Here is a 25053-nt window from a genome sequence, read left to right as displayed (position 1 = left end):
CGCTGTCAGGTCTCGTCGTTCGAAGGTCTCGTCGTCGTCGTTCAGGCGCTCGTGTCGTAGCCCGCGTCCTTGACGGCGGTGACGAGCGCGTCGACGTCCGCGTCGCCGTCGACCGTGACGGAGTCAGTCTCGTTGTCCGCGCTGGCAGCGGTGACGCCCTCGACGTCGGCGAGCGCGTCCTCGACGGTCTCCTCGCAGTGCCCACAGGACATTCCCGTGACGGTGAGTTCAGTCGTCATACTCGGTCGGTGGGAGTCGAGCGTGAAACGAGTGACGAAAATCGGGAGTGCTGGACGGCGACGGGGCGACGAAGCCCGGGAGTGCTGGACGGCGACAGAGTGCCGTCGCTCTGGACCGCTCGCGTCGTCGTGGGTCGACGACGCGAGCGCTCGTTGGTGGTGGTGTGCTGAGAGAATCGAGGTCTGAAACGTCGCCGTCAGGCGACGGCGTGGACCTTAGTTAGACGCGAAGAACGTTCTTCGCGCGCGGGCCCTTGGGGGCCTGCTCGATGTCGAATTCGATCTCGGTGCCTTCCGTCAGGTCCTCGCCGCCAACGTCCTCCATGTGGAAGAAAACGTCGTCGTCGCTGTCCTCGGTGGAGATGAAACCGTAGCCGCCTGTGTCGTTGAAGAAATCAACCTTACCGTTTGCCATTGCAATTGAATGAATGCCAACAGCACGGATAAGGGTTGCGTATTTGTTTTCCAAATCCGAGTAAGACGCGACGAACGTATTCTATCCGTGTGCTATTCTGGATATTTGTTGCGCATCATGTGGGTATTTCCAAATTCGGTGACTGTGCAGTCACGACGAGAGCGTACTATCGGTGCATCCACAGTTCGCCCGCGACTGCCATACAGTCCCACGCACTGCCGTCGCGTGGTGCGGTTCGTCGCCTCACTGCCACCCATCGCCACGACGCGCGTTCCCATACCTCTCGGGTATCGATGCCCATCGAGAACCGACACCGCTTGACGGCTCGAGGTCACTCCCGCGCGTCGTACTCCTGATAGATGGTCTCGCCGCAGGCCTTACAGTGCGACGCGTCCCGGTCGTGATGCGAGAGCCCACAGTTCGGGCACGTCACGTCCACCGTATCCTTCGACGCCCACTCGCGAACGATCTTGCTCGCCTGCCAGGGGATGAGGATGATGCCCGCGATGATGGTCGCGACCGTGATCCAGCGACCCGCCTGCGTCATCGGCACGATGTCGCCGAACCCGACCGTCGACACCGTCACGACCGTGTAGTAGAACGCGTCCCCGAAGTTCCCGACCGTCGCGTTCACCTCGTGTTCGACGCTGTAGAACAACCCGGCGGACACGAAGAAGATCACGAGCACCGTCAGGAGGAGCTTGAACGCGCGCAGCGTGTTGTCCGACACCGTCCCGAAGAAGAACTCCGCGTCGCGCGTGAACCGATAGAACCGCAGCACGCGCACCACGCGAACCACGCGCAGGAACCCGAACTCGAGCGTGACCGCGGGCACCGGCATCGCGAGCACGAGGAGCGTCGGGAGTATCGCGAGCAGGTCCACGACCGTGTACCCGTTCGTCGCCTCCCCGAACCGGTCCTCGGCGCCGTACAGGCGGAGGACGTACTCGGCGAGGAACAGGAGCGCGATCGCGACCTCCAGGTTCCAGAGGAGCGCGTCCGTCGCCGCCGACAGCGGGTACGTCTCGGCGACGAAGATCGCGACGAACACGAGGTTCAGGACCATCAGCGCGATGTCGATGGCCTTCCCGAGCCACGTCCGGTGGTCCAGCAGGTAGAACCGGACCGTGTCGCGTAATTCCCGGCCTCGGTCGTCGGGGGTCGACGCCGTCTGCATACGTTCACGGAATGCGTCGACGAACGTAGGTGCTCGGGTTCGGCGTGGCTCGGTCGATCTCCCGCGGTCCGGTGCGACTGGAGCGCTCGTCTCGGCCGTCGCATCACGTCAGCAGCGACCAGTAAACCGTACGAATAGTTATCTTTCTTCTTAGCGTACATGAGGGAGTATGTCCGCCCGTCCCACACCCGATAGCGCCGATACGGCGACCGCGGAAGCGACCTCTGAACTGTCGGCACTCCCGCGCTTCAAGCGCCTCCGGCGGTGGAACGCCGTCATGGCAGTCCTCCACTTCGTCCAGGGGGCCGCGATGGTCGCCATCGCCGAACCCGTCCAGTGGCCGCTCACGTACACGCGGTACGAACTGAACCCCGCGACCGAATCCATCGCGCCGACGAGCGCCCTCTGGACGGAGATCACGCTCCCGCTCCTCGTCGCCGGATTCCTCCTCATCTCCGCGCTCGCACACGCCCTCGTCGCGACCGTCCTCTACGACCGGTACGTCAAGGACCTCGACCGCGGCATGAACCCCTACCGGTGGTACGAGTACTCCGTGAGCGCGTCGCTCATGATCGTCGTCATCGGGATGCTCGCCGGTATCTGGGACGTCGGCACGCTCGTCGCGCTCTTCGGGCTCGTCGCCGTGATGAACCTCACCGGCCTCGCGATGGAACGCCACAACCAGACCACGGAGCGGACCGACTGGACGACGTACCTCATCGGGACGCTCGCCGGCATCGTCCCCTGGGTCGTCATCGGTATCGCGCTCGCCGGCTCCATCGTCGCGAGCGACGGCCAGGTCCCCGACTTCGTCATCGCCATCTACGTCTCCATCTTCGTGTTCTTCAACCTCTTCGCGCTCGTCATGATCCTCCAGTACCGCGAGACCTGGCGGTGGGAGGACTACCTGTTCGGCGAACGGTCCTACATCGTGCTCAGTCTCGTCGCGAAGTCGCTGCTCGCGTGGCAGGTGTACTTCGGGACGGTGAACTCGCCGATCTGAGCGCGAGTCGTCGCTCGATGCGGGCGCTCGGCAGCTGCGCTCCACGCTTCGGCCGGTCGAACGAGCACGAGCGACCGTTGCCCGCGACGAGTCTGGGAGACGCATCCCGGTGCGTGGTTGCTCCCAGGGGGACCCGGGAGTCGACGTCGGCACTCTCACTCCGCGAGTCGGTTATCAGCTCCGTGACTGGTTCTTTGGTGGCATCACTACGTACGAGACTCCCGTCTCTCCACGCATGTCGCTCAGTTCCCTCCCAGCGACCGTCGCCACCCAGCTCGCATCACTCGAAGGGACGCCCCTGTTGTTCTCGGGGCAGTTCCTCCAGTACGCGGTCGTGTTCTTCGTGATCGCGATCGTCGCTGCCGTGCTCGGCGCGCGCGGAATCGCCGGCGTCACGATGGAGATCGCGAAGTGGTTAGTCATCATCTTCCTCGTGCTCGCCGTCGTCTCGATCGTCCTCTGACGACGACTCGGGCGGTACCGAGGGCCGCGAGACCGCTCGCCCTCGCAAGCAGTTCTTCCACCTCCCCTGGCAGTCCTCGACTCCCCACACCAACGCATGCCTCCTGCACTCGACACCTCTGACGGCGCGACACCCGAACCATCTCGAACGCGCTCGCCTGCGCGTTCGAATCGCTCGCCCGGGCTCGCGAGACCGAACCACCCATGATCGTTCGCCTGTGGGCGCTCGCCTGGGCCGCTCGCTACCTCAAGTACGTCCCGATCCTCGGGTGGCGGTTCTCCGAGCACATCGTCAAGCGACTCGAAGCGCGGATGGACCGGGACGTCCACGTCGACACGGTCGAACTGGACCTGACGGCGGATGCATCCCCGACCGACCTCGACCTCGACATCGTCGTGTCGAACGAACTCCCAGTCGACCTCGAGGTCACCGCCGTCAACCTCCGGATCGGGTACGCCGCCGACGACCGGACGGTCGCGAACGTGCTCTGGGCCGCGGACGCCAACGGGTCGGCGCCCGCGAACCTCGAGACGCCACTCGTCGCGTCCGACAGCACCGCGAGGACGCACCTCGAACGGTTCCTGCCCGGCGACGTCGATGCCGAGGCAATCCACGTCGACGGGTCGCTCACGGCCACGGCACAACTGGACGTGCCGGGGGCGAAACGACTCCCACTCGGGGAACTCCAATGCGACGTCCCACACACCCGGACCGAACTCCCGACGTAGCCGGAATCGACCGCTGCGACGCTCCAGCGGCCGTAGCCGGAATCGACCGCGGCGACGCTCCGCCACGGTCTGCGGTGCGATTCAAGCCAGTTCGCCTCGTATGGGATTGTATGTGTCCGGCGACGTACACCTGCCAGTGCGGCGCGCGCCTCCGCTACCGGCAGGACATGGAGCGCCGCCTCGAGGGCGCTCGCACGCGGTGGGTGTGCCGAGACTGCGGGACGCCGGTCCCGAGTGCGACCGCCGAGGTGCTCAGGCACCGCGACCCGTCGTGAAAGCGGCCAGGGCCGTGCGCGCGGGCAGCCGTGCCCGCCGACCGTCGACGCCCCCCTCCCGACGAACGGTCGACTGCCGTCCCCTACTGGGAAGGTCTCGTCACCTACTCGAAACTACTGCCTTCCGTGTCGCCGACGACGGTCGACCATGGCGGAATCATCCGTTCACGACGAACGCATCGACGAGACGAACACCTGGCCGGAGCTCGCTATCGGGCTCTACGACCGACTGACCGGTCGGAACGCGGAGATTCACTACGAGTTCGACGACATGCACGTCGACGTCCCGAGCAAGGTCGGCGCGGACGCCGAGTCCGCCCGCTGGCGGCTCGACGGCACCGTCGTCATCACGACCCGCGAACGTGAGTGAGGCTCGCGCGCCGCTCGACCCTGCGGACCGCGCACCCCTCGACGTCGCGGTCGACCTCGACGTCTCGGTCGACGACACCCCGGTCGCGGTCGCGTCGACGGGCGACCGCCTGTCCGTCGACTTCCCGACCGTTCGAGCAGCCGTGCGGGCGGTCCGCCGTCGACCGGCGTTGGACTACCGGGAGGTCGACGCGCTGCTGCGCGCGGCCGACGTCGCGCTCGAAGTGCGCGTCCGACACCGGACCGTCCTGGCTCTGGGCGCGGACACCAGAGCGAGCCTGCTCCTTCGGCGAGTGGGCGTCGAACCGGTGGAACTCCGACTCGGCGGCGTCGCGTCCGCGCTCGTCGCGGGCGCCGCCGCGGCCGTCGACCGAGTCCGTCGGTTCGCCGCCTGAGGTACTCGTCCCGGCGACGGGCGCCGCACGCGCTCGCCGGCCGACCGAACCCTATTGAGCGAGGAGCGATTAGGCCGTGGTATCTTGACCAGTGCACCGCAGGGCACGCACGAGATGCAGGTGACGCGATGACGGACGGGCCGTCGCTCGACCGACGTTCGCTCCTCGCCGTCGCGGCCGGTGCGACCACCACGCTCGCGGGCTGCTCGCTGCTCGACGCGGGCGAGGACGGCGAGAGCACGTCGGTCGACGACGACCGGGCTCGCGACCTCGCCGCGCGGTTCACGCCGACGCTCGTCTTCGACCGGCGCGAACGCTGGTTCCCGACCGACCCGCGACAGTTCGAGTCCGAACGCGACGGCGACACCATCGTCGACGGGTTCGACGCGCTCAACGGGTACGTCGCCGCCGGCGGCCACGAGGACCCGCCCGAGCCGCGCGTGTTCTACAACGTCCGCGAGTACGCGGACTCCCCGCTCGCGGTCGTCCAGTACTGGTTCTACTCGGCGTTCGACCAGTTCACGACGAACTTCCACTGGCACGACTGGGAGCTCCTCCAGGTCTTCGTCGACACCGACACCGAGGAACCCCAGTTGTACGTCGCGAGCTCGCACTCGCGGAAGGTCCCGAACAACGAGTTCCTCGATCCCGACCCCGACCGGCGTCCGCGCGTGCTCTCCGAGCTCGGCTCGCACTCCAGCGGGCTGTCCGTGAACGCCGACGAGGAGCGCTTCCAGCGGTTCCCCATCGAGAACGACGTCGCGGACGTCACGAACAGCGTCGTCGACAGCGTCGAGGACGCCGCCGCCATCCCGCTCGCGTACGGCCTGCCGCGCGACGAAGGGCTCGCGCTCCCCTTCGCCGTCCCGGAGCTCGACGAGACGCCCGTCTACGACCACGAGCGCCTCCCGGACGTGACCGAATCGGACTTCGTGCCCGGCGACGTCACCGTGCGGTCGTTCGACGCGCTCGATTCGCCACCGGTGGACCTGCCGGCGCGCGAGAACGGCCTCGTCTTCGAGCACGAGGCCCGAGACGACGGGAGCGCCGACGAGACGTACGACCTCGTTCCCACGGCCGAGTTGGAGTACATCGACGACCACGTCGGCCCGCAGTTGAGCTTCGAGTTCGCGGTCCCGAAGTTCGCCGAGGACGCCATCGCGAGCCACATCACGACCACGGGCGTCCCCTGGCAGGACCCGCGGTACGGGAATCCCGCGAACGACATCACCGAACCACGCCACCGCGGCGCGCTCGCGGACCGCTACGACGCGATCGGCGAGCCCTCGCCCGCGAACCAGGTCGTCGCGTTCGTCACGAACGCGGTCAGCGCACCCGACGCCCCCGACGGCGACGGCGTGACGACCGAGGAGACCGGGACCGAGGCGGTGGCGCTCCTGGAGAGCGACCCCGAGGCGGTCCCGACGTTCCGCGGCGTCGCCGCCGTCCAGGACGTCCCCGCGGGCGACCACGCGCTCACCGTGAACGGCGCTGGGGTCGCCCCGCACAGCGAACCCGTGTCCGTGGGCGGCGACGATGCGGCGGGCGACGGGGGCGGGACGACGGTCGCGGGCGTCGACGGCGAGATCCCCCTGGTCGCTCGCGAGAACGCGGTGAAGCTCGACGTCGACGGCCGCGACGCGGACCGGGACCTCGCCCGAGTCGCGGTCTCGGACGACTTCGGCGGCCGGCTCTACGACGCCCCGCTCGGCGACGGCGACCGCGACGGGCTCTACGTCCACCGCGGCGGCGCGTTCACGACCGAGGTTCGCGACAGCGACGACGAGGTCGGGGCGTTCCGCGTCAACCCACCCGCCAGTTCCGACGCCGACGACGAGGACCGGGTCCGCGTCGAGAACGCGACGACCGGGAAGACGCCGCTCGCGACGTACGTCGCGGACGTCGCCGCGGAGACCCAGGGGCAGGTCGAGGCCGTCGAGGTCGACGACGACGAAGGGGGCCGCCAGAACTCGGTCGAGGGCCTCGCACAGGCGCTCGGTGCCGTCGTCGACGCTGCCGAGCGCGCCGCGGAACGCGCCGCCGCCGGCGACCGCGAGAACGCCGACCGACAGCTCGAGACCGTCGTCGAGCGACTCCAGCGCGTCGCCGACAAGCTCGCCGACGCCAGCGACGCCATCCCCGACGACCTCGGGCTCGCGACAGACAAACGCCTCCAGCAGGCCAGAGAGCGCACCGAACAAGCGAAGCGAGCCGAGAAGCTGTAGCGAGGTCTCGAACGCGTCGGTCCCGACACCTCGGCGGCCCGCACGGTCGACGTCGAGCAGGGGTGGCGCGGCGCTTAACCCGATAGCACGCCAACGAGAGCACGTGCAGCAGTACGTGTTCTACGGCGGAAAGGGCGGTGTCGGGAAGACGACTGCTGCGGCAGCGACCGCGCTGGCGGCCGCCGACCGCGGGGAGCGAACGCTTGTCGTCTCCACGGACCCCGCGCACTCGCTCGCGGACGCGTACGGCCTCGAACCCGGGACGGGACGCCGCCAGATAACCGATGGCCTCTGGATGATCGAGGTCGGCCCGGAGGCCGGCGAGCGAACGTACCGGACGGTACTGGAGTCGGTCGCCGACGAACTCCGGTCGGCCGGCATCCGACTCGACGACGAGGAGATCGAGCGGTTGTTCGCGGCCGGCATCGCACCGGGGAGCGACGAGCTCGCGGCGCTCGAGTGCATCGCGGGAACGCTCGACGAGGACTTCGACCGCGTCGTCGTCGACACCGCGCCGACGGGACACACGCTCAGACTCCTCGACCTGCCGGACGTCCTCCGGGAGACGCTCGCGGCGACCTCGTCGCTACGCGGGCAGGTCCGCCGGCTCGTCGACGGCGCGCGAAGCGCCGTCTTCGGGCCCGCGTACTACGCGTTCGGCCGCGGCGGCGACGACGCCGACGAGGAATCGCTGTCCGCGCTCGCCGATCGCATGGCGGCTGTCCGCGACCTCGTTCGCGCGCCCGACCGCGCGGAGTTCCGCGTCGTCACGACACCAGAACCGATGGCGGTCGCAGAGACCCGGCGGTTCGTCGAGGAGCTCGCGCGCGACGACGTCCCGGTCGAGACGGTCGTCGTCAACCGCGTGCTCCGGGACGTCGACGCGGACTGCGAACGATGTCGGACGCGGGCCGTCCAGCACGCCGAGCAGTTGCGCGCACTCCGCGAGGCGTTCCCCGGGCGGGCCGTCGTCGAACTCCCGGAGTTCGACGCGGACGCCGACCAGCGAACCGCACTCGGAGACCTCGGCGCGCGCCTCGTCGCCGATTACTGACGAACCCGTTGCTCGCGGCGACGCCCGAGCAGTCCTCGCGAAAACTGGCCTCGGTACTCATAGGGCTCGTCGTCGCGCGGGTGCCACCCCGGCTCGGCCCGGTGGGGTCGTCATCGGCCGGTCGAGGGTACCGGCGCGTGGGCCTTGAGGATTCCCTTCGGTCGCTCGGGTGGTCCTGCGAGGACGTCTTCAAACGCCGTCCTGCATCGCCTGGTTCTGGTCGTCGTTGAGGTTCCGCATGCGGTTGGTGTCGGTGGTGGAGAACTGGCGCTTGCAGCGCTCGGTCCAGGGGACGTCGCCGTCGGGTGTGAGCGTCTCGTCGGACGTCGTCGGCGCGTCGTCGCCCGTCGCTCGCGGGTTCTCGGGGTGCGTGGAGAAGTCGTCGGTCGTCGGGTCGGTGCGCGTGCTGGCGGTCGTGGGGTCGTCGTAGGTGGCGTCGGTTCGGGTGCTCATGTGGGGTTCGGGGTCGGTGGTGTGGTGTTCTGGGTGCGGTCTGACGTGGTGGTGCGGGCGGATGCGAGGTGTACTGCGTTCATCGTGTCCCTACAACGACACCGGTCTATAATAAAAGTTCATGTTGGTGCCGGCGTTGCCACCGCGCACCCCCTCACGGCCTCGCGGCGACCGACCGCCGTCAACCGTTATCGACCGCCGCCGACCTCGTCAGTACTCGGCGACCGCTCGCACCGGACAGCCGTCGCCGCCCTCGACGGGGAGCGGGTACGCGTGCAGGACGAAGTCGTCGGGGAGCGCGCTCGCGTCGTCGAGGTTCTCGACGATGAACTGGTCGGCGGCGAACAGCGCGTCGTGCGCCGGATACCCGTCGGGCTCGTCGTCGCGCTCGCGGGACGGGTCGACGCTCGGCGTCGGGTCGGGACTGAACCCCTCGACGCCGACCGAGCACTCGCGCTCGGCGCACCACGCCGCCGCCGCCCCGGTCAGATAGGGGTGGTCGCGGTAGCGGTCTGTCCCCCAGTGTTCGCTCCACCCGGTCGCGAACGCGAGCAGGTCCGCGTCCGCCGCGACCGACGACGCGGGGAGGTCCTCGACCGTGATGGGGTCGCGAGCGCCGTGACCCGTACAATCCACCAGAGCGGCGTCGAACCGGAAGTCGTCCACGTCGAACGCGTCCAGACACGGTGCGCCCTCGCGCATGTGGCACGGCGCGTCGACGTGCGTCCCGGCGTGCGTCTGGAGCGTCAGGACGTGCGCGCGAGCGCCGTCCTCGGCGACCGACGTCGTCCGCTCGAACTCGACCGGCGTCGTCCCCGGATACACCGGCATCCCCTCCGCCACGCTATGAGTCAGATCCGTGAGCGTCATGCCGGTGACGACGCCCACCGGCGAGAAAGCGATGGTGGTTCCAGAACCGGGCGGGACGCCGCGGCCGTCGCGGGCTCAGTCGCTCGCGAACTCGGGGTCGGGATGCCGGACGATGTGGACGTCGTAGCGCGCGTCGTCCGCGACCGTCCCCCCGATGCTCGCGAGCGGCCGCGTCACCTTCCCCGCGTTCTGGCTGCCGACGAACACCACTCGGGCCGCGACCTCCGCAGCGACCTCCTTGATGGTGCGGACGACGACCGTCGTCGTGTCCGCGGTCGGCTCCGTGTTCTCCACGAACTCCGCGCGGACGTCCGCGTCCGGCGCAACGTCCCGGATCTCCTGCGTGAGCTTCCGCTCTATCACGCCGACGTCGAACGTGTCCTCGGGCTCCAGCCACGCGTGGCGGTGCGCGTACCCGGGTTCGTCGGGGATGACGACGAGCGCGAGCAGGTCGTCGTCGGTGTACTCGGCGAACGTCTGCGCGCGGGAGAGCGCGGTCTTCGAGAGCCCGGAGCCGTCGTAGGGAACGAGTATCGTCACACTCGAACCGAAGCGCGCAGCGACCAAGAAGCTATCTCCGAACGAACAATACTCGCGCGGTCGCTCTCACGCGACCGTTCTCACGCGACCGTTCTCACGCGACCGTTCTCCTGCGGCTGTCCTCGTGCGACCGCGCTCACTCGCTCTCGACGCGCTCGCGTGCCGCGGCGACGAGCAGCGGGAGCGTGATGGTGGCGTCGGCGTACACGCTCGCGTTCTCCGCCGCCTTCTCGAGCTTCCCCCACGAGCGCGCCTCGTCCAGCGTCGCGCCCGACAATCCGCCCGTGTGGGGTGGGTCCATCGTCAGTTGGACGGCGTAGTCGTACGCGTCCGGCGACACGAGCATCGTCTGCAGGACGAAGTTCTTCGGGACGCCACCGCCGACGACGAACGCACCAGCTGACTCGGCGTCGAACGCCAAGTCCGTCAGCGGCCCCATGTCGCCGGTCGCGTCCAGCTGGAAGTCCGTCACCTGCGTGTACATCCACGCCTGCAGACCCAGGACCGAGTCCTGGACCGCGGGACAGTACACGGGGACGTCGTTCTCGTAGCACGCCGCCGCGAGCCCCGCGTCCTCCTCGATGCCCTCGCGCTCGTTCACCTCGGCGTTCGCACGGCCGAGTTCCTCGCAGAGCCGCGCGATCGTCACGGTTTCCTCGATCTCGGGGAACACCTCGTCGCGGAGGTGGCTCTCGAAGAGCGCGAAGTGCTCCTGGGGGAGGTAGACATTATAGATGCGGTCGACCTCCTCGTCCCGGAGCTGTTCGTCGTGCTCGCGCGCCGACTTCCCGGGGCAGTGCTCGGAACCGTGATGATGTTTCCCGCCGATTGCCTCGATGGCGTCGTGCGTCAGGTTCGCGCCCGTCGTCACGAGCACGTCCACGTACCCGTCGCGGACGAGGTCGCTGACGACCTGGCGCATCCCCGTCGGCACCATCGCACCTGCGAGCCCCATGAACACTGTCGTATCCTCGTCGCCGAACATCTCCGCGGTCACGTCCACGGCCTCGCTGACGTCCGCTGCCCCGATGCCAGCGTGCCCGTACTCCTCGACGAGCTCGCCGACGGTCATCCCGCCGCGGACGTCGGCGTGCCCGATGGGGTCGTGGTGGAACGTCTCCCGCTCGGGCTCCGCGTGCCCGTCGTGCTCGTGGTCGTCGCCCGCGTCGTGCTCGCTCCCGCCAGCGTCCTCGGTCATGCTCCCGTGTCCGACGGCCACGCGTTTCAACGACTCGGATTCCCCGTCACCGGCCGGGCGACCGCGCCGCGCTCAGGCGTCGCCGTCGACGCGCGTCGTCGCGAGCGCGCCCGAGAGCTCGCGCTGCGGTGCCGGGAGACTGATGCCCTCGTCGTCGAACCGCGCTTTCACCGCGGACGTGAGCTCCGAGCGGATGCGCACGAAGTCCATCCGGGCGGGGTCCGCGATCCAGAAGCGGGCGTCGAGCACGACCGCGTTGTCGCCGAGCTCCGCGACGCGAACCGTCGGCCCCGGGCGGTCGACGACGTCGTCGTTCGCGAGCGCCTCCTCGACGATGATCGCCTCCGCGCGCTCGACGTCGTCCTCGTACCCGATGCCGAACGTCGTGCTCACGCGCAGGCGGTCCTTCGCCGCCGGGTTCGTGACGGCGTTCGCGGTGAGTTCCGAGTTCGGGACGACGACGAGTTCGTTGTCGAACGTGTGGATGCGCGTGACGCGGAAGCTGATGTCCTCGATGATGCCTTCGTTGTCCTTCCAGCGGATCCAGTCGCCGATGTTGTACGTCGGGTCGAGGACGATGAACGCGCCGCTGACGAGGTTCCCGAGGACGTCCTTGCTCGCGAACCCGACGGCGACGGTGGCGCCGGCGGTGATGGCTTCGGTGGCGGCGAGGAAGCTCGCGAGGCCGGAGACGGTGACGCCCGCGAACAGCGCGAACCCCGAGAACGCCGCCCAGAGGAGTTTCCCGAGCGGGAGCGTGACGGCGTCGTCGACGCCGAGCGCGCGCAGGCCGCGTTTGACGCCGGGGACGAGGAGGTAGCGCGCGGGCAGGTAGATGCTCGCGGTGACGACCGCGAGGACGAGCGCGTCCTGGGAGACGGCGACGAGTTCGCCGATGAGGGTGTCGATGGTCCGCGGTTGCGCCATGTGTCGGCTGTCCGTGCGCGGACGAGGGCCTTGAGTGTGGGGGACTCGGTGGGCGTCGCCATCGCTCGTCGACCCTTTGCTGGGTGCTGGGGGTCGGTCGGTTGTGGCGTGCAGGCCACCCGTGGCACGTCCGGCCGCGTCCGTTCCGCTGGCGGGGGTGTGGGCGACGTGGTGCCGGCTGCTGGCGCGTCGGCGGGTGGCGCTCCCGCCTGGACCGACGCGCCCTTGGTTCTCGTCGACGACGTCGTTCGCCGCCGCATCGCACTTGAACGCACGGTCGGCGAGCGCCGGTGGCGGACCGGCGGTGGCTCGCGGCGGTCGAAACGCACACGGCACTGGCGTGTGTCGGGTCGCGTGATGACGCTTGGTGAGACCGAGGCGGACGAGCTCGCGTACGAGCTGGCGCAGACCGAGTACGACGCCGTCGAGCGCGACGGCCTCCGAGCGGCGTGGTCGACGGACGGGACGGTGGTGACGGTGTCCGAACTCGACAACGGCGACGAGATGGAGTACGACGCGGAGGACCTGGTGCGAGCGACGAGCGACCGCGAGGTCTCGCACGCGCGGAACGAACCGGAGGTGTAGTCGGGCGTCGGAACTGGCTGCTGGAGGTGGAGGCGGCCGCCGGCGCTAGCTGCTGGCCGCCGGTGGAGTGGGCGGCCGCGCTCTCGTTCTCAGATCCCGGTGGGGACGTCGAAGAACGTGGTCTCGATCGGTTCCTCCCAGTCGTCGTCGACGAGCGACTGGAGGTTCTGGACGCCGAAGGTCTCGGTGGCGTAGTGGCCGGCGAGGACGACGGTGAGGTCGACCTCGCGGGCTTCGTGGTACGTCTTCTGTTTCGCTTCGCCGGTGACGAGGACGTCGACGTCCTTGCGTGCGGCTTCGTCGACGTAGTCGGAGCCGTCGCCGGTGACGATGGCGACGTCCCGGAGTTCGTCGGGGCCGTGGTCGAGGACCTGCACGGGCTGGCCGCCCGTGGAGAGCTCGCTGGCGAGTGCGTCCCGGAGGTCGTCGCTCGACGCGGGCGCGGGGAGCCGACCGCGGGTGCCGGCGTGCTCGGGGCCGACCGCGCCGAACGGTTCTCGCGCGTCGAGTTCGAGGACGTCGGCGACGCCCGCGGCGTTCCCGAGCTCCTGGTGGCCGTCGAGTGGGAGGTGCGAGACGTACAGCGCGACGTCGTTCTCGACCAGTGGCGCGACCCGGTCGTACGCGCGCTCGGTGACGCGCTCGATGCCTCCCCAGGAGACGCCGTGATGGCTGACCAGCGCGTCCGCGCCCCAGTCTGCCGCCAGCTCGATGGTCTCGCGGACGCCGTCCGTGCAGAACGCGACGCGCTCGACCTCGCCGTCGCGCGGCCCGACCTGGAGGCCGTTCGCGCTCGCGTCCAGGGCGGCGTAGTCACTCGTCCGGAGCTCGTCGTCGAGACGCTCGCAGAACGTCGACAGTCGCATACCCGAGCGTGCGCTCGCCGGGGCCTTCAGACCGCTGGTTCTCGTTGCGAGCGTCGACGCTGTCGGGCCCCGGCGTGCGATTCAGCCGCCGGAGACGGGTGGGAACAACGCGAGTTCGTCGCCCTCGCCCACGGGTTCGTCGAGGCCGTCGCCAGCGGTGAAGACGTTCGCGCCGTTCTTCAGGACGTTCACGTCCGCGACCACGTCGTCGTCGGCGTCGAGCACGCGCTCCCGGAGCGCGTCGTGCTCGGCGAGCAGCGCGTCGAGTGCCTCCCCGACCGTCTCGGGGTCGCCGACGTCGACGGTCTCCGCGCCGGCGCGCTCCCGGAGGTCCGCAAACAGCTTCCAGTGCACGTCCGGGAGTCGGTCCCGCTCGCCGAAATCGGTTTCGGACGGTCCCACCGAAGTGGAGTCAGTCGTCGCCGCTGTCGACGGGTGCGTCCGCCACGGCGTCGACGGGAGCGGTCACGTTCGCGGCCGCGGTCTCGAACGCGCGGAGGGCGTCCGGGCGGGCGACGACGTACAGCGTCGCCCCGACCTCGATCGGGGTGTCTCGCGCCGGGATCGGGGTGACGCCGCGGTCGGGGCGGCGGATGGCGGCGACGGTGACGTCGAGCGCGCCGACGACCGACCCCTGGAGCGGGCTGTCCGCGTCCACGACCACCGCGCCCATCGTCTCGTCGGCGGCCCGGAGGAGCGCCGCGAACTCGCGCTCGACGGCGGGCGCACTCGGGAGCGTCGCGAGCCGGTACGCGACGTCGTCCGCGAGCGCCGCGGCGTCGTCCGCGTCCAACACGAGCGTCACGACGTCGTCGACCGCAGCGCGAACCTCAGCGTTCGCGACGCGCTCCGGCTCGCCGTCCGCACTCGCCGTCCACACCTGCACCACGTCGCCCGCGCTCGCGGCGTTCGCCGGGTCCGCCTGCACGGCTATCGCCGCCGCGCCAGGGGCGAGCGTCGGCCCGAGCCCGGCCTCGCGTGCGCCGACCGCGAGGTACGTCACGTCGCCGTCGGCGGTCACGGCGACGTCAACGTGCCCGACGCCGTAGTCGTCCTCGAGGCGCGCGCGGATGCGGTCCTCGAGTTCGCCGACGGTGACGCGCCGCGGGAACACGAACCGCTCGCCCGCGAACGCCTCCTTCGTCTCCACTGGAACCGGGTCGTACCCGTCGATGTCGTCGACGTCCTCCGGGAGCGTCACCGCGAGCACGCGCCCGCCGGCACGCACCACCTGCGCGAGCTCGCGGTCGAACCGCGCCGTCGCCCCCTCGCTGAACGCGCTCGCCGCACCCCGGTCGCCGACGCGCCGCCCGAGGTCGGCGACGATCGCGCTCGCCGTGAACGTCGTCACCGTCCGCACCGCCTCGTCGATGCCACCGCCGCCACCGCTGTCGAGCACCTGCCTCAGCGTCTGCTCGGTGTTCAACACGAGCGCCACCGCGGTCAACCCCAGCAGGAGCGCGATGCCCTCCGGGACGCGCTCGCGCCCCCACCAGCGGTAGACGACCGCGACGACGAAGCTCACGCCCCCCGAGAGCGCCGCGAGCGTCCCGACCTCGACGGCGACGGCAAGCAGCGAGTGCGAGCTCACGCGACGACCTCCACGAACGCGTCGAGTGCATCCGTCCGGCCGACCACGAACAACTCGTCGCCCGCCGCGAGCGCCACGTCGCCCCGCGGCGAGAACCGCCAGCGGCTCTCCACGCTCTCGCCACCGCGCTTCTTCGCGGTCGTGCTCGGCGTCGACTCGCGGACCGCGAGGATCGCGACGCCGTACGCGTCCCGGACGCTCGCGCCACCGATCGTCGTCCCGTCGAGCGCGCCGTCCGCGCGCACCGTGACGCGCCGGAAGCGGTTCCCGGCGCGCCGCAGGAGCGAGACGAGCTCGAACTCGCGGTGCGTGCCCCGCGAGCAGACGCGGACGCGAGCGCGGTCCGCGCTCAGGAGCGTCGTCGCCTCCCCGCGATCCACTGCGAGCGTGATGCGACCCTCGCCGCCGTCCGTCGTCGGCGCCGCGACCGGCGCCGCAGGGCCGACCTCGTCAGTCCCGCCATCCGTCACCACGTCCTCGTCCGGTGGCGTCACCGCCGGCCGCGACTCCGGCGGGTCGTCGCCCGTCGTCCGCGCCGATAGCACCATCGCCCGCACCGACGCGTCCTCGGTCGTCGCCACCACCTCGTCGCCGCGAGCGACGCCCGTCGGGAGCAACGCCGTGATGGAGACCGCGCGTTTGCCCTTCGGGACCGACCGCGAGAGCGTCCCCGTCGGCGGTGCCGCCGACACCGACGCCCGCCCGCCCGAGTCGACAGTCACCGACACGTCCGCGAGGTCGAACTCCGTCCGCAGGCGATCCGCGAGCCGCGACTCCAGCTCCGAGATCGGGAGGTCGCCCGGGAACGACCACGTCGACTCCGCGATCTTCCCGCGGAGGTCCGCGGGCAGCGGCGGATACCCCTCCACGTCGCCGACCGCACCCGTGATCGTCACCGTGACGCCACCGAAGACGTCCAGCACGTCCGCGGACAGCGTGCGTTCGCGGAGCCGGCGGAGCGAGAACCGCTTCGGGAGCGCCACCCCGAGTTTGTCACCTTGACTGTGCGCGTACAGCGACAACATCATCACGACGATTATCGCCGTCACGACGCGCGGCGAACTCGCCACCGCCGGGTCGAGTAACCCCATCAGGCCGCCGTTGATGCCCGCGATGGCGACCGCGAGCACGACGACCCCGAGCCCGGGGAGTGTGACGCCCGTGAGGTACTTGAAGAAGAAGCCGAGTGTCCCTGAGACGAACGCCGGAACGATACCTGTGAGGAGACCGAGGTAGATGCCGAAGAGGAACTCGACGGGAAGCGAAGCCATACGCACCGGGGAGACGCCCCTCCGTGAAATGGGTGTCGCCCGACCGAGGGAACTCGCGAGCCGGCGTCGCCGCCGGGAGCCGAGAGCGTTAAGTCGACCCAGCGTGCACGCCGGGGCATGGACTGGCGATTCCGGCCGACCGGCGTCGGGGCGACCGCGGCGCTCGTCAGCGCCGTCGCCGTCCTCTCCGTCGCGACCGGACTCGTGAACATCACGAGCCCGACAGCCGGCCCGCTCGCCGCGTTCGTCCCGAGCGGCGTCCAGCAGGCAGCCGGCTTCACGGGCACCCTCACGGGGTTCGTGCTCTTCGTGTCCGCTGCATCGATGCGACGCGCACTCCACGTCTCCTGGCTGTCGGCTGTCGTCCTCCTCCCCGTCACGGCCGCGCAGGGACTCGTCCAGTCGAGCGTGTTCTCCATCCCGCTCGTCGTGTTGTCGGTCGTCGCGACCGGCGTCTGCTGGTGGAACCGCGAGCGCTTCGACCGCGAGGTAGCACTGACGAACTCCCAGATCGCGGCCGGGCTCGCGCTCGTCGGCGCGCAGATCTACGGTACCGTCGGCACGTGGGCGCTCCGCGAGGAGTTCCCGAGCGTCGAGACGTTCGCGGACGCGTTCTACTTCACCGTCGTCACCGCGAGCACCGTCGGGTACGGCGACATCACCCCGCAGTCGACCATCGGCGAACTGTTCGCGGTGTCGGTGCTCGTCGTCGGCGTGACGAGCTTCACGGCCGCACTCGGCGCGCTGTTCGCACCACTCCTGGAAGCCCGCTTCGCGACCGCACTTGGACGCATGAACGAATCAGAACTGGAACTCCTCGAGGACCACGTCGTCGTCCTCGGGTACGGCGACCTGACCGAACCGATACTGACCGAGCTCGCGGACGCGAAGGTCGACTTCGTCGTCGTCGCGAAACCGGAGAACACGAACCTCCCCGAACTGAAAGAACGCGACGTCCCGCTCGTCGTCGCGGACCCGAGCGACGAGGAACCGCTCGTTCGCGTCCACATCGACCGGGCGCGAGCGGTGGTCGCGGCGACGAACGACGACGCGAACGACGCGCTCGCCATCCTCACCGCGCGCGAACTCCGCCCGGACGTGAATATCGTCGCGGCCGCGACCGACCGAGAGAACGTCGACAAACTCAAGCGAGCGGGCGCGGACACCGTCATCAGTCCCGCGCTCATCGGCGGGCACCTCCTCGTCGAATCCGCGCTCGGCAGCACCGACTCCGAGATCATCGCCGATAGACTCGTCGACGGCCCGCTCGCCACGTCGAACGACTCCGAAGAGTGAATCGGGCGTCGGGAGAGGAGTGAATCGGGCGTCGGGAGAGTCAGCGGTCGCGCGAACGTCGACGAGTCAGGCGAGGACGTTCCTGGCGGCCTGACCGGCGTCTTCGACGTTCCGGAGCGCCATCCGGTCGGTCGTGAACAGGACGCCGCGGTCGCCGACGATGACGCGCCCGACGAGCCCGTCCTCGAAGACGCGAACGGTGAGCTGGTACTCGCCGAACGCCGGTTCGACGTCGTCGCGCTCGGCGTACTCGCCGTACGCGGCGGCGGAGTCGAACCCGAGGCGTTCGTTCTCGACGAACCACGCCTGGAGCGCGTCCCGGCCACCGACCGATTGGTCCACGTCGCTGCGGAGGTAACACACCGCCCAGTCCTCGCGGTCGAAGCGGACGACGCTCCGGAGGCCGTCGCCGAGGGCGGTTCGGATGGCGGAGACCAGTTGCTCGTCGAGAGACGCGTGCGAACTCATGTCACTCTTAGGGCGGGTGCGGGCTTGAACGTAGCGGTGGAATCGCCAACAAGCGTCGGGATACGGCGGCGCTCGGCGCGGTCGCGCGACGCGGTCAGTGACTGCCCCGGTGGACGATGGCGACGTCCGTCTCCACGTCCGTGACGCGTTCGAACGTCGGCGGGGCGAGGAACCGCGACGCCGCCGACCGGTCGGTGCTCGCGCCGACGACGACGAGGTCGTACTGCGTGGCGTTCGCCCCGAGGAACCGCTCGATGCTCGCTCGCGACACGCGCGTCTCGAACCCGACGTCGAACGTCTCCACGAGGTTCGCGAGCATCGCCTCCGCGCGCCGCCGCTGGTTCTCCGCGTCGATGCAGTGACAGACCGCGAGCGTCCCCGCTCGCCCGGCGACGCGCGTCGCGAAGTCGAGCATCGCGTGGGCGGTATCGCCCGGGCGACCGACGGCGACGAGCACGCGCCGCCACGCTCTGTCGAGCTCCTCGTCGCCGCTCCGGAACACGACCACGTCGATGGGCGCGTCGAACAACCCCTTCAGGTACGGCGAGAGCGAGCCGTGGGACTCCTCGTAGGGCGCGACGACGAGGTCGCAGTTCGCCTCCTCGGCCGCACGCAGCGTCACGTTCGTCCGCCCTGACGCCGCGCTCGCGACGACGACCTCGCAGGGAACGCCGACCTGCGTCCGGATGCGGCTCGCGAGGCGCTCCAACCGCATCGCCGCCTGCCCCGCGACCTGCTCGCGCGCGTCAGCCGTCGCATCCCCGATTGCACCGTCGCTGTCGACGGGTGCATTGCCGTCAGCCGCACGCTCGGCCGCGATGGCGTCCTCGGCGGCCGCGACGTCCTCGTCCGCAACCACGTCCAGGAGGACGACCTTCCCCGCCTCGTGCGCCGCCGCGAGGTGCGCCGCGAACAACGCCGCCTCCCGCCCTTGGTCGCCGACGACCGGCACGAGCACGTGGTCGTCGCCCTTCGTCGTCTGGTAGAGGTACTGCGCGCGCCGGTCGTAGAACAGCTCGCGCCACGCGTAGAACACGCCCGCGACGAACGAGGAGGCGACGAGGATGCCGAGGACGTACGGCACGACCTCGCCGTAGTCCGCGACGAGCGTCAGCAATCCGGCGGAGAACGCCGACGGCGCCTCCACGTCCGCCGCCCACGTCACCGTCCCGACCGCGAAGATCGCGACCGCCGCGCTCGCAGCGGTCGCCGCCGGACTCCCTGTGGCCCACGGGAGCAATCCAGTGGTCCGGACCGCGAACAGCCCGCAGAGCGCGCCGGCGGTGAGGCCGCCGACGAACCGCACGGGCGACGCGTACTTGCTCTCCGGGTTCGCGAACAGCGTGTACGTTCCCGAGGCCAGCGGCGGGAACAGGAGGAACGACACCTCCTGGCTCACCTGCGAGACGTACGTGACGAACGCGATGAGGAGCGGGACGAACGCGAGCACGGACAGGTGCAGGAGGTTCCCCGTGTGCTCCACCCAGTTCTTGAACTCCTGGAGTTCGCGGCGTTCTATCCGGCGGACGCGCCGCCACGCGCTCCAGAGCCGCGGCCGCCACCCCTCGAACATGCCCGGTGCTTCCTCACCGAGGGAGTAAAGCGATTCCCTCCGGTCGTGGACGCCGCCCGGGCGTGGCCGACCCACTGGGCGGCGTCGCGCCCCCGTCGCACGCCCGCCCACTGCTTATGCGAACGCACTCCCAACGAGCGTCCATGACTGGAGACGCCGGGTCGGACGCAGGCGCCGGCTCGGACGCGACCGTGGACGCTGCGACGGGCGACGCGAGCCCGCCCGGGGACCCGGTCGCGCTCTCGGTCGGGTACGTGCGAGCGACGAAGGCCGGGGACGGCGACCCCGCGACGTTCCGTCGGGCGCTCGCGGACCTCGACCCCGAAGCGCTCGCGGACGCGCTCGACGACGACGACGCACGTCTGGCGTTCTGGCTGAACGTCTACAACGCCAGCGTCCAGGACCACCTCGCCCAGGAGCCGCGGCTGTTCGAGGAGCGTGGACTGGTGCCGCGACGCCCGATCTTCCGCCGGAAGCTCCTCACTATCGCTGGCGAGTCGCTGAGCGTGGACGACGTCGAGCACGGCATCCTCCGGCGTTCGCGGAGCGGCGTCGGCCTCGGGTACGTGCCGCGACTCCGCCAGAGCAGGTTCGAGCGTCGGCATCGTGTCGACGACGTCGACCCCCGCATCCACTTCGCGCTGAACTGCGGCGCTGCGTCCTGTCCGTCGGTGCTCGCGTACACCGAAGAGGCGGTCGACGACCAGCTCGACGCGTCGACGCGGGGCTATCTCGACGCCGAGGTCAGCTACGAGCCGTCGACGGGGACGGCGACGGTCCCGAAGCTGTTCTCGTGGTATCGCGGCGACTTCGGCGGAAAGCGTGGTATCAAGCGCTTCCTCCGCGAGCACGACGCGGTCCCGGCGACCGCGGACCTGTCGCTCGCGTGGGCGGCGTACGACTGGACGTTGAAGCTCGGGCAGTACGCGGACGCGTGACGGCGCCGCTGCTGTCGGTTGATTCCGCGTTGACGCGACGGGTTGTGTGGCGAGCAGGCAGTCTCGTGGGCGTCCGCGGGGCGACTGCACTCCCGCCTGGGCCGCGCGGACGACGACTCGCTAGCGCATGCCGTCGGTCGCCGCGGCTTCCATCTTAAACCTGCGTGGTGGCGTCGAGCGTGATCTGGATGGCGCGCTCGACGTTGTTCTTCGCTTTCTCGGGGAGTTCGTCGGCGTCCGTTTCGCCTTTCTGGGTGCCTTCGACGAGGTTCCCGTCGACGGTACAGATGGCGCCCGCTTGCAGGCCCTTGCGGCGTGCGAGCGTGAACAGCGTCGCGGCTTCCATCTCGACGGAGAGGATGCCTGCTTGCTCCCAGTCCTCGACGTACTCGTCGGTCTCGGCGTAGAACGCGTCGTCGCTCGCGATGGGGCCGACGTGGACGTCTTCGTCGTTCGCTTCGGCGCCGTCGACGAGCGCGGAGAGGACGTCGTAGTCCGGGACCGCGGGGTATTCGGCGGCTTCGTAGCGCTTGCTGGTGCCCTCGTTCTTCGCGGCGCCCGTGGCGACGATCATGTCGCCGATCTCGATGCCCTCCTGGAGCGCGCCGGTCGTCCCGCAGCGGATGAACGTCTCGACGCCCACCGCCGCGAGTTCCTCGACGGCGATAGCGGCGCTCGGGCACCCGATACCGGTCGAGCAGATGGTGAGGTCGACGTCGTCGTACGTCGCGTTCACGACCTTGTACTCGCGGTTCTCGGCGACGACTTCGCTGTCGTCGCACATGTTCGCGATGCGGTCCACGCGCCCCGGGTCCCCGGGGACGATGGCGATCTCGTGTACGTCTCCCTCTTCGACGAGGAGATGCGGTTGTTTTGCCATGGTCGCGGGTTCGGTGGTGCGTGACTAAAACGCCGCGTTCCACGGTTCGGGATCGGAGGTGCGCTCGCATCGATTGGGTTTATGTGAGACGTAAACCTCGTGGTGGGCGTGGCGGCGGTGCGGTGGCGGTGGCGGTGCGGTGGCGGTGCGGTGGCGGTCGAGCGCACCCATACCGAGCGCGACCGGAGGGAGCGCTCGGGAGTTTTTTCGCCCACGTTTTTCCAAGCGGGGGTGCGCGAGCGCAGCGAGCGCACCCTCCGCAGGAAAAAGGTGGTGGTGCTTCGCAAGCTTTTCGCGGTGGGCGTGCCTCGTGATTGTCGAATGCACGCCATCACGAACAGCGGTTGGGTGGAGGTCATCACGGGGTCGATGTTCTCCGGGAAGACCGAGGAGTTGCTGCGGCGGCTCCGGCGGGCGCGGATCGCGGAGCAGGACGTGGCCGTGTTTACGCCCGCGGTCGACGACCGGTACGGGGACGACGTTATCGGGAGTCACGAGGGCCGGGATTGGGACGCGACTGCGGTCCCGAACGAGGGTGAGGGCGTCTGGGAGATCGTGGAGTACGTCACGGACGAGGATGTCGTCGCGGTGGACGAGGCGAACTTCTTCGACTCGACGCTCGTCGACGTCTGCGACGCGCTCGCGAGCGACGGGTATCGCGTCGTCGTGTCCGGGACCGACCAGACGTTCCGCGGGGAGCCGTTCCATCCGCTCCCGGAGTTGATGGCGACCGCGGAGTACGTCGAGAAGTTCCAGGCGATCTGCTCGGTGTGTGGCGAGCCGGCGACGCGCAACCAGCGGCTCGTCGAGGGCGAGCCCGCGCACGTCGACGACCCGACGATCCTCGTCGGCGCGGAGGAGTCCTACGAGGCGCGCTGCCGGAACTGTCACACGCTCCAGACGGGGTCGCTCGACCGGAGTCTCGACGAGTTCGCCGACGAGGAGTGCGCGGACGAGGACGCTTCCGAGGAGCGAGCGTCCGCGCCGCCGGCGGACGAGTGACACGATGACTGACGCGCTCTCTCGCGAGTCCAGATGACGCAGTGGGTCGAGTCCACGGAAGGCGGCCGCGACCGCGGGCCGCGAGCGGTGCTGCGCGCGTGGTTCGAGGTCGCGACCGCCCCCAGTCGGTTCTACCGGACGGGCGTCGCGCCCGGCGACCAAGCCCCGGGGTTGACGTTCGCGATGCTCGTCGTGCTCGTCGCGGAAGCGACGCGGTTCGCGCTCGTCCCGGACGCCTATCCTGTCATCGCGGGGAGCGAACTCTTGTCGGGCGTGCTCTGGCTCGGCGTCGCCGTGCTCCTCGTCGCCCCCGCGGGCCTCCACCTCCTCGCGGCCGTCGAGACGCTCCTGCTCGCCGCGCTCGCCCCCGACCGGGGCGGCGTCAGCGAGACCGTGCAAGTGCTCGGGTACGCGACCGCGCCGTGCGTGTTCGCCGGCATCCCCGCCCCCGAGGTCCGCGCAGTCTGCGGGCTGTACGCGTTCGCGCTCCTCGTCGTCGGCGTCCGCGTCGTCCACCGCGTCTCCACGACGCGCGCGGTCGTGCTCGCACTCGTCCCCGGCGTCGTCGCGTACGGCTACGGCTTCCGCGCACTCGCCGCAATCGAGACGCTCCTCCGCAACTGGTACATCATCTAGCACGTCGACGACCGAGAACGGACGTTTCAGTCGCTCTCATGGCTGAGAGCTACGCTTAAGCTCTCAGAGCGCGTCCATTACTTCGATACGCATGCTTCCACCCCTGTTCATCGGCGGGCTCGGCGGCCCCGAGCTCGTCATCATCTTCATGCTCGTCGTCCTCCTGTTCGGCGCGAACAAGCTCCCGAAGCTCGCGCGCGCGAGCGGCGAAGCCATGGGCGAGTTCCAGAAGGGCCGCGACGAGATCGAACGAGAGATCAAGGACGCCACCAGCGTCAAATCCGACGGCGTCGACGGCGTCGACGCGACGGAAAGCGACTCGACCGTCGAATCCGACCTCGAAACCGACGTCGACTCGGACCGCACGTCCTCGGCCTGAACGGCCCCCTGTACGCCCGTTCTCAGTCCTCGAATCCTCCGTCAGTCCACCGACCCAGGGACGCGCACGTTTGGATTCTCTATCGCGGTATCCGATTTACGCCACCTCATTCATGGCACGTCGGTCGAACCACCACCGGTCGGTTCGCGAGGCCGATAGGCAATCGTGGTCGACGACCGGTCAGCCCGCGAGGCTGCTAGCCTACCGGTAGGGCCGCGAGAAGACAGTGGGTGAAGCGACGGTCGGTAGGGCCGCGAGAAGACAGTGGGTGAAGCGACGGTCGGTAGGGCCGCGAGAAGACGGTGAGTGAAGCGACGATCACTCCTCGGTCGGCCGTGGGAGTGGGAGGTCGCGGCGGAGCGCGACTCCGACTGCGAACCCGACAACGGCGATGGGGACGGCGGCGAGGAGGGCGACGAACGCGGCGAACGCGGCTGCTTCGGGGAGCGAGACGACGTCTGGGCCGAACCTGGAGAAGGTCTCGCTGGTCCCGTAGCGCGTGAAAGCGACGCCGTACACGGGCGCGGCGACGAGTGCGGTCGTCGGGACCAGCCCGGAGTTCACGGCGGCGCTCGCGGCCGCGAGCGCGAGGAGTGCGGCGACGCCGAGGAACACGAGCGGTTCCGGGTTCGTGCCCGTCCACGTCCCGTACGCCCACGATTCGATCGTGCCGTACCCGACGGTCGCGAACACGTGTTGGGCGCTGCCGACGGCGAGGACGCCGGCGAGGACTACCAGGGTGACCGATATCGATGCGCGACGACCGAACAGGCCGTGGACGACGCGCGTCGTCGGGAACGCGTCTCGGGCGCGGCCGCCGGCACCGAGGAGTCGGTCGACGCCATCGGCGGGCGTGACCGGCGCGTCGAGCGCGGACAGCGGCGAGTCGTCGCTACTGGAGGGCTCGTCTGTCGACTTCACCATACGCACACCTCCACGAGACAGAAACATCAAACCACCGAACAGTCAAATCGGCCTTACAGCTTCCCTCGCCCGCTCCGCGACGCCGTCTTCGGCCGAGACGTCACCCGAACTTACGGGTGATGGAGTCGAATTACCCGAACTTGCCGGTGATGTAGTCCTCGACGCGCTGGCTCTCGGGGTTCTCGAAGATCTTGTCGGTGTCGTCGTACTCGACGAGTTCCCCGCCGGTGAGGAATACCGCGGTCTGGTCCGAGATGCGGGCGGCCTGCTGCATGTTGTGGGTGACGATGACGACCGTGTACTCCTTCGAGAG

30 protein-coding genes and 1 pseudogene are annotated in these 25053 nt (G+C 69.6%); 14 read left to right on the top strand and 17 right to left on the bottom strand.

Features of this window, described 5'->3' with window-relative positions; all coding sequences use genetic code 11:
• Positions 1–41: 41 nt before the first annotated feature.
• The 3 genes from VYJ16_RS21025 to VYJ16_RS21015 all read right to left on the bottom strand — a co-directional run bounded on the left by VYJ16_RS21025 (position 42) and on the right by VYJ16_RS21015 (position 1831).
• A complete protein-coding gene (locus VYJ16_RS21025; protein WP_336352280.1) occupies positions 42–239 on the bottom strand; it encodes a heavy-metal-associated domain-containing protein in 198 nt (65 codons plus the stop codon).
• Between the two features lie 220 nt (positions 240–459).
• Positions 460–654, bottom strand: a complete 195-nt coding sequence (locus VYJ16_RS21020; protein WP_227133759.1) for a cold-shock protein — start codon at positions 652–654, stop codon at positions 460–462.
• 331 nt (positions 655–985) lie between these two features.
• A complete protein-coding gene (locus tag VYJ16_RS21015; RefSeq protein WP_336352279.1) occupies positions 986–1831 on the bottom strand; it encodes an ion transporter in 846 nt (281 codons plus the stop codon).
• A 169-nt stretch (positions 1832–2000) separates the two neighbouring features.
• Between VYJ16_RS21015 and heR the strand changes: the two genes are divergently transcribed.
• The 8 genes from heR to VYJ16_RS20975 all read left to right on the top strand — a co-directional run bounded on the left by heR (position 2001) and on the right by VYJ16_RS20975 (position 8343).
• A complete protein-coding gene (heR, locus tag VYJ16_RS21010) occupies positions 2001–2834 on the top strand; it encodes a heliorhodopsin HeR (protein ID WP_336352278.1) in 834 nt (277 codons plus the stop codon).
• A 235-nt stretch (positions 2835–3069) separates the two neighbouring features.
• The gene (locus tag VYJ16_RS21005; RefSeq protein WP_336352277.1) at positions 3070–3297 is read left to right on the top strand and encodes a DUF1328 domain-containing protein; all 228 of its coding nucleotides are present in this window, start codon (positions 3070–3072) and stop codon (positions 3295–3297) included.
• Between the two features lie 203 nt (positions 3298–3500).
• Entirely contained in the window at positions 3501–4025 is a 525-nt protein-coding gene (locus VYJ16_RS21000) for a hypothetical protein (RefSeq protein ID WP_336352276.1), read from the top strand.
• A 110-nt stretch (positions 4026–4135) separates the two neighbouring features.
• Complete coding sequence (locus VYJ16_RS20995) at positions 4136–4300, top strand: hypothetical protein (protein ID WP_336352275.1); 165 nt, start codon at positions 4136–4138, stop codon at positions 4298–4300.
• A 148-nt stretch (positions 4301–4448) separates the two neighbouring features.
• Complete coding sequence (locus tag VYJ16_RS20990) at positions 4449–4670, top strand: hypothetical protein (RefSeq protein WP_336352274.1); 222 nt, start codon at positions 4449–4451, stop codon at positions 4668–4670.
• A complete protein-coding gene (locus VYJ16_RS20985) occupies positions 4663–5064 on the top strand; it encodes a hypothetical protein (RefSeq protein WP_336352273.1) in 402 nt (133 codons plus the stop codon). The genes VYJ16_RS20990 and VYJ16_RS20985 overlap by 8 nt, the downstream gene beginning before the upstream one ends.
• A gap of 128 nt (positions 5065–5192) precedes the next feature.
• A complete protein-coding gene (locus tag VYJ16_RS20980; RefSeq protein ID WP_336352272.1) occupies positions 5193–7289 on the top strand; it encodes a hypothetical protein in 2097 nt (698 codons plus the stop codon).
• Positions 7290–7392: 103 nt separating this feature from the next.
• A complete protein-coding gene (locus VYJ16_RS20975) occupies positions 7393–8343 on the top strand; it encodes an ArsA family ATPase (RefSeq protein ID WP_336352271.1) in 951 nt (316 codons plus the stop codon).
• A gap of 189 nt (positions 8344–8532) precedes the next feature.
• Here VYJ16_RS20975 and VYJ16_RS20970 read toward each other — a convergent pair whose 3' ends face one another.
• The 5 genes from VYJ16_RS20970 to VYJ16_RS20950 form a co-directional block, all read right to left on the bottom strand.
• Positions 8533–8796 (bottom strand): hypothetical protein, encoded by a 264-nt coding sequence (locus VYJ16_RS20970; RefSeq protein ID WP_336352270.1) that lies wholly within the window; start codon positions 8794–8796, stop codon positions 8533–8535.
• A gap of 210 nt (positions 8797–9006) precedes the next feature.
• Positions 9007–9666 (bottom strand): cyclase family protein, encoded by a 660-nt coding sequence (locus tag VYJ16_RS20965; protein ID WP_336352269.1) that lies wholly within the window; start codon positions 9664–9666, stop codon positions 9007–9009.
• A 75-nt stretch (positions 9667–9741) separates the two neighbouring features.
• Positions 9742–10206 carry a universal stress protein gene (locus VYJ16_RS20960; protein WP_336352268.1) on the bottom strand — a complete coding sequence of 155 codons (465 nt, stop codon included), beginning with the start codon at positions 10204–10206 and terminating at the stop codon, positions 9742–9744.
• Between the two features lie 136 nt (positions 10207–10342).
• Entirely contained in the window at positions 10343–11404 is a 1062-nt protein-coding gene (locus VYJ16_RS20955; RefSeq protein ID WP_336352267.1) for a deoxyhypusine synthase, read from the bottom strand.
• Between the two features lie 72 nt (positions 11405–11476).
• Entirely contained in the window at positions 11477–12331 is an 855-nt protein-coding gene (locus VYJ16_RS20950) for a mechanosensitive ion channel family protein (RefSeq protein WP_336352266.1), read from the bottom strand.
• A 357-nt stretch (positions 12332–12688) separates the two neighbouring features.
• Here VYJ16_RS20950 and VYJ16_RS20945 point away from each other — a divergent pair, with 357 nt between their 5' ends.
• Entirely contained in the window at positions 12689–12916 is a 228-nt protein-coding gene (locus tag VYJ16_RS20945; RefSeq protein WP_336352265.1) for a hypothetical protein, read from the top strand.
• An 89-nt stretch (positions 12917–13005) separates the two neighbouring features.
• On the opposite strand, the gene VYJ16_RS20940 is transcribed toward VYJ16_RS20945, so the two are convergent.
• The 4 genes from VYJ16_RS20940 to VYJ16_RS20925 all read right to left on the bottom strand — a co-directional run bounded on the left by VYJ16_RS20940 (position 13006) and on the right by VYJ16_RS20925 (position 16644).
• Positions 13006–13782 carry a Nif3-like dinuclear metal center hexameric protein gene (locus VYJ16_RS20940; protein ID WP_336352264.1) on the bottom strand — a complete coding sequence of 259 codons (777 nt, stop codon included), beginning with the start codon at positions 13780–13782 and terminating at the stop codon, positions 13006–13008.
• Positions 13783–13863: 81 nt separating this feature from the next.
• A complete protein-coding gene (locus VYJ16_RS20935; RefSeq protein ID WP_336352263.1) occupies positions 13864–14136 on the bottom strand; it encodes a ubiquitin-like small modifier protein 1 in 273 nt (90 codons plus the stop codon).
• A 58-nt stretch (positions 14137–14194) separates the two neighbouring features.
• Positions 14195–15373: a TrkA C-terminal domain-containing protein gene (locus tag VYJ16_RS20930; protein WP_336352262.1), complete on the bottom strand. Its 1179-nt coding sequence runs from the start codon at positions 15371–15373 to the stop codon at positions 14195–14197.
• Positions 15370–16644, bottom strand: a complete 1275-nt coding sequence (locus VYJ16_RS20925) for a potassium channel family protein (protein ID WP_336352261.1) — start codon at positions 16642–16644, stop codon at positions 15370–15372. Before VYJ16_RS20925 ends, VYJ16_RS20930 begins: the two co-directional genes overlap by 4 nt.
• A gap of 117 nt (positions 16645–16761) precedes the next feature.
• Here VYJ16_RS20925 and VYJ16_RS20920 point away from each other — a divergent pair, with 117 nt between their 5' ends.
• Positions 16762–17940 (top strand): NAD-binding protein, encoded by a 1179-nt coding sequence (locus tag VYJ16_RS20920; protein WP_336352260.1) that lies wholly within the window; start codon positions 16762–16764, stop codon positions 17938–17940.
• A gap of 66 nt (positions 17941–18006) precedes the next feature.
• Here the strand turns inward: VYJ16_RS20920 and VYJ16_RS20915 are convergent, their stop codons facing one another.
• Both VYJ16_RS20915 and VYJ16_RS20910 read right to left on the bottom strand, forming a co-directional pair.
• Positions 18007–18408: a DUF7522 family protein gene (locus VYJ16_RS20915; RefSeq protein WP_336352259.1), complete on the bottom strand. Its 402-nt coding sequence runs from the start codon at positions 18406–18408 to the stop codon at positions 18007–18009.
• Between the two features lie 94 nt (positions 18409–18502).
• Positions 18503–19981 carry an HPP family protein gene (locus VYJ16_RS20910; protein ID WP_336352258.1) on the bottom strand — a complete coding sequence of 493 codons (1479 nt, stop codon included), beginning with the start codon at positions 19979–19981 and terminating at the stop codon, positions 18503–18505.
• A 143-nt stretch (positions 19982–20124) separates the two neighbouring features.
• Here VYJ16_RS20910 and VYJ16_RS20905 point away from each other — a divergent pair, with 143 nt between their 5' ends.
• Positions 20125–20919, top strand: a complete 795-nt coding sequence (locus VYJ16_RS20905; RefSeq protein ID WP_336352257.1) for a DUF547 domain-containing protein — start codon at positions 20125–20127, stop codon at positions 20917–20919.
• 154 nt (positions 20920–21073) lie between these two features.
• Here the strand turns inward: VYJ16_RS20905 and VYJ16_RS20900 are convergent, their stop codons facing one another.
• Positions 21074–21799: a nucleoside phosphorylase gene (locus VYJ16_RS20900; protein WP_336352256.1), complete on the bottom strand. Its 726-nt coding sequence runs from the start codon at positions 21797–21799 to the stop codon at positions 21074–21076.
• Between the two features lie 321 nt (positions 21800–22120).
• Between VYJ16_RS20900 and VYJ16_RS20895 the strand changes: the two genes are divergently transcribed.
• From VYJ16_RS20895 to VYJ16_RS20885, 3 genes are all read left to right on the top strand, one after another.
• The gene (locus tag VYJ16_RS20895; RefSeq protein ID WP_379762925.1) at positions 22121–22801 is read left to right on the top strand and encodes a thymidine kinase; all 681 of its coding nucleotides are present in this window, start codon (positions 22121–22123) and stop codon (positions 22799–22801) included.
• 33 nt (positions 22802–22834) lie between these two features.
• Entirely contained in the window at positions 22835–23437 is a 603-nt protein-coding gene (locus VYJ16_RS20890; RefSeq protein ID WP_336352255.1) for a YIP1 family protein, read from the top strand.
• 91 nt (positions 23438–23528) lie between these two features.
• Entirely contained in the window at positions 23529–23816 is a 288-nt protein-coding gene (locus VYJ16_RS20885) for a Sec-independent protein translocase subunit TatA/TatB (RefSeq protein WP_336352254.1), read from the top strand.
• A gap of 318 nt (positions 23817–24134) precedes the next feature.
• Here the strand turns inward: VYJ16_RS20885 and VYJ16_RS20880 are convergent, their stop codons facing one another.
• Both VYJ16_RS20880 and VYJ16_RS20875 read right to left on the bottom strand, forming a co-directional pair.
• A complete protein-coding gene (locus VYJ16_RS20880; RefSeq protein ID WP_336352253.1) occupies positions 24135–24740 on the bottom strand; it encodes a DUF8071 domain-containing protein in 606 nt (201 codons plus the stop codon).
• Positions 24741–24870: 130 nt separating this feature from the next.
• A pseudogene (locus VYJ16_RS20875) lies at positions 24871–25053 on the bottom strand (phosphate ABC transporter ATP-binding protein); the annotation flags it as partial.

The organism is Halorubellus litoreus (assembly GCF_037081675.1).
Taxonomy (GTDB): domain Archaea; phylum Halobacteriota; class Halobacteria; order Halobacteriales; family Natrialbaceae; genus Halorubellus; species Halorubellus litoreus.
The sequence above is the reverse complement of the archived record's forward strand: the minus strand, read 5'-3'. Positions and strand labels throughout refer to the sequence as shown.

Excerpts from the sequence above, each read along its gene's own strand:
- VYJ16_RS21025 (WP_336352280.1), bottom strand. The coding sequence starts at position 239 with ATGACGACTGAACTCACCGTCACGGGAATGTCCTGTGGGCACTGCGAG.
- VYJ16_RS21020 (WP_227133759.1), bottom strand. The coding sequence starts at position 654 with ATGGCAAACGGTAAGGTTGATTTCTTCAACGACACAGGCGGCTACGGT.
- VYJ16_RS21015 (WP_336352279.1), bottom strand. The coding sequence starts at position 1,831 with ATGCAGACGGCGTCGACCCCCGACGACCGAGGCCGGGAATTACGCGAC.
- heR (WP_336352278.1), top strand. The coding sequence starts at position 2,001 with ATGTCCGCCCGTCCCACACCCGATAGCGCCGATACGGCGACCGCGGAA.
- VYJ16_RS21005 (WP_336352277.1), top strand. The coding sequence starts at position 3,070 with ATGTCGCTCAGTTCCCTCCCAGCGACCGTCGCCACCCAGCTCGCATCA.
- VYJ16_RS21000 (WP_336352276.1), top strand. The coding sequence starts at position 3,501 with ATGATCGTTCGCCTGTGGGCGCTCGCCTGGGCCGCTCGCTACCTCAAG.
- VYJ16_RS20995 (WP_336352275.1), top strand. The coding sequence starts at position 4,136 with ATGTGTCCGGCGACGTACACCTGCCAGTGCGGCGCGCGCCTCCGCTAC.
- VYJ16_RS20990 (WP_336352274.1), top strand. The coding sequence starts at position 4,449 with ATGGCGGAATCATCCGTTCACGACGAACGCATCGACGAGACGAACACC.
- VYJ16_RS20980 (WP_336352272.1), top strand. The coding sequence starts at position 5,193 with ATGACGGACGGGCCGTCGCTCGACCGACGTTCGCTCCTCGCCGTCGCG.
- VYJ16_RS20970 (WP_336352270.1), bottom strand. The coding sequence starts at position 8,796 with ATGAGCACCCGAACCGACGCCACCTACGACGACCCCACGACCGCCAGC.
- VYJ16_RS20965 (WP_336352269.1), bottom strand. The coding sequence starts at position 9,666 with ATGACGCTCACGGATCTGACTCATAGCGTGGCGGAGGGGATGCCGGTG.
- VYJ16_RS20955 (WP_336352267.1), bottom strand. The coding sequence starts at position 11,404 with ATGACCGAGGACGCTGGCGGGAGCGAGCACGACGCGGGCGACGACCAC.
- VYJ16_RS20950 (WP_336352266.1), bottom strand. The coding sequence starts at position 12,331 with ATGGCGCAACCGCGGACCATCGACACCCTCATCGGCGAACTCGTCGCC.
- VYJ16_RS20945 (WP_336352265.1), top strand. The coding sequence starts at position 12,689 with ATGACGCTTGGTGAGACCGAGGCGGACGAGCTCGCGTACGAGCTGGCG.
- VYJ16_RS20940 (WP_336352264.1), bottom strand. The coding sequence starts at position 13,782 with ATGCGACTGTCGACGTTCTGCGAGCGTCTCGACGACGAGCTCCGGACG.
- VYJ16_RS20925 (WP_336352261.1), bottom strand. The coding sequence starts at position 16,644 with ATGGCTTCGCTTCCCGTCGAGTTCCTCTTCGGCATCTACCTCGGTCTC.
- VYJ16_RS20920 (WP_336352260.1), top strand. The coding sequence starts at position 16,762 with ATGGACTGGCGATTCCGGCCGACCGGCGTCGGGGCGACCGCGGCGCTC.
- VYJ16_RS20915 (WP_336352259.1), bottom strand. The coding sequence starts at position 18,408 with ATGAGTTCGCACGCGTCTCTCGACGAGCAACTGGTCTCCGCCATCCGA.
- VYJ16_RS20910 (WP_336352258.1), bottom strand. The coding sequence starts at position 19,981 with ATGTTCGAGGGGTGGCGGCCGCGGCTCTGGAGCGCGTGGCGGCGCGTC.
- VYJ16_RS20905 (WP_336352257.1), top strand. The coding sequence starts at position 20,125 with ATGACTGGAGACGCCGGGTCGGACGCAGGCGCCGGCTCGGACGCGACC.
- VYJ16_RS20900 (WP_336352256.1), bottom strand. The coding sequence starts at position 21,799 with ATGGCAAAACAACCGCATCTCCTCGTCGAAGAGGGAGACGTACACGAG.
- VYJ16_RS20895 (WP_379762925.1), top strand. The coding sequence starts at position 22,121 with ATGCACGCCATCACGAACAGCGGTTGGGTGGAGGTCATCACGGGGTCG.
- VYJ16_RS20890 (WP_336352255.1), top strand. The coding sequence starts at position 22,835 with ATGACGCAGTGGGTCGAGTCCACGGAAGGCGGCCGCGACCGCGGGCCG.
- VYJ16_RS20885 (WP_336352254.1), top strand. The coding sequence starts at position 23,529 with ATGCTTCCACCCCTGTTCATCGGCGGGCTCGGCGGCCCCGAGCTCGTC.
- VYJ16_RS20880 (WP_336352253.1), bottom strand. The coding sequence starts at position 24,740 with ATGGTGAAGTCGACAGACGAGCCCTCCAGTAGCGACGACTCGCCGCTG.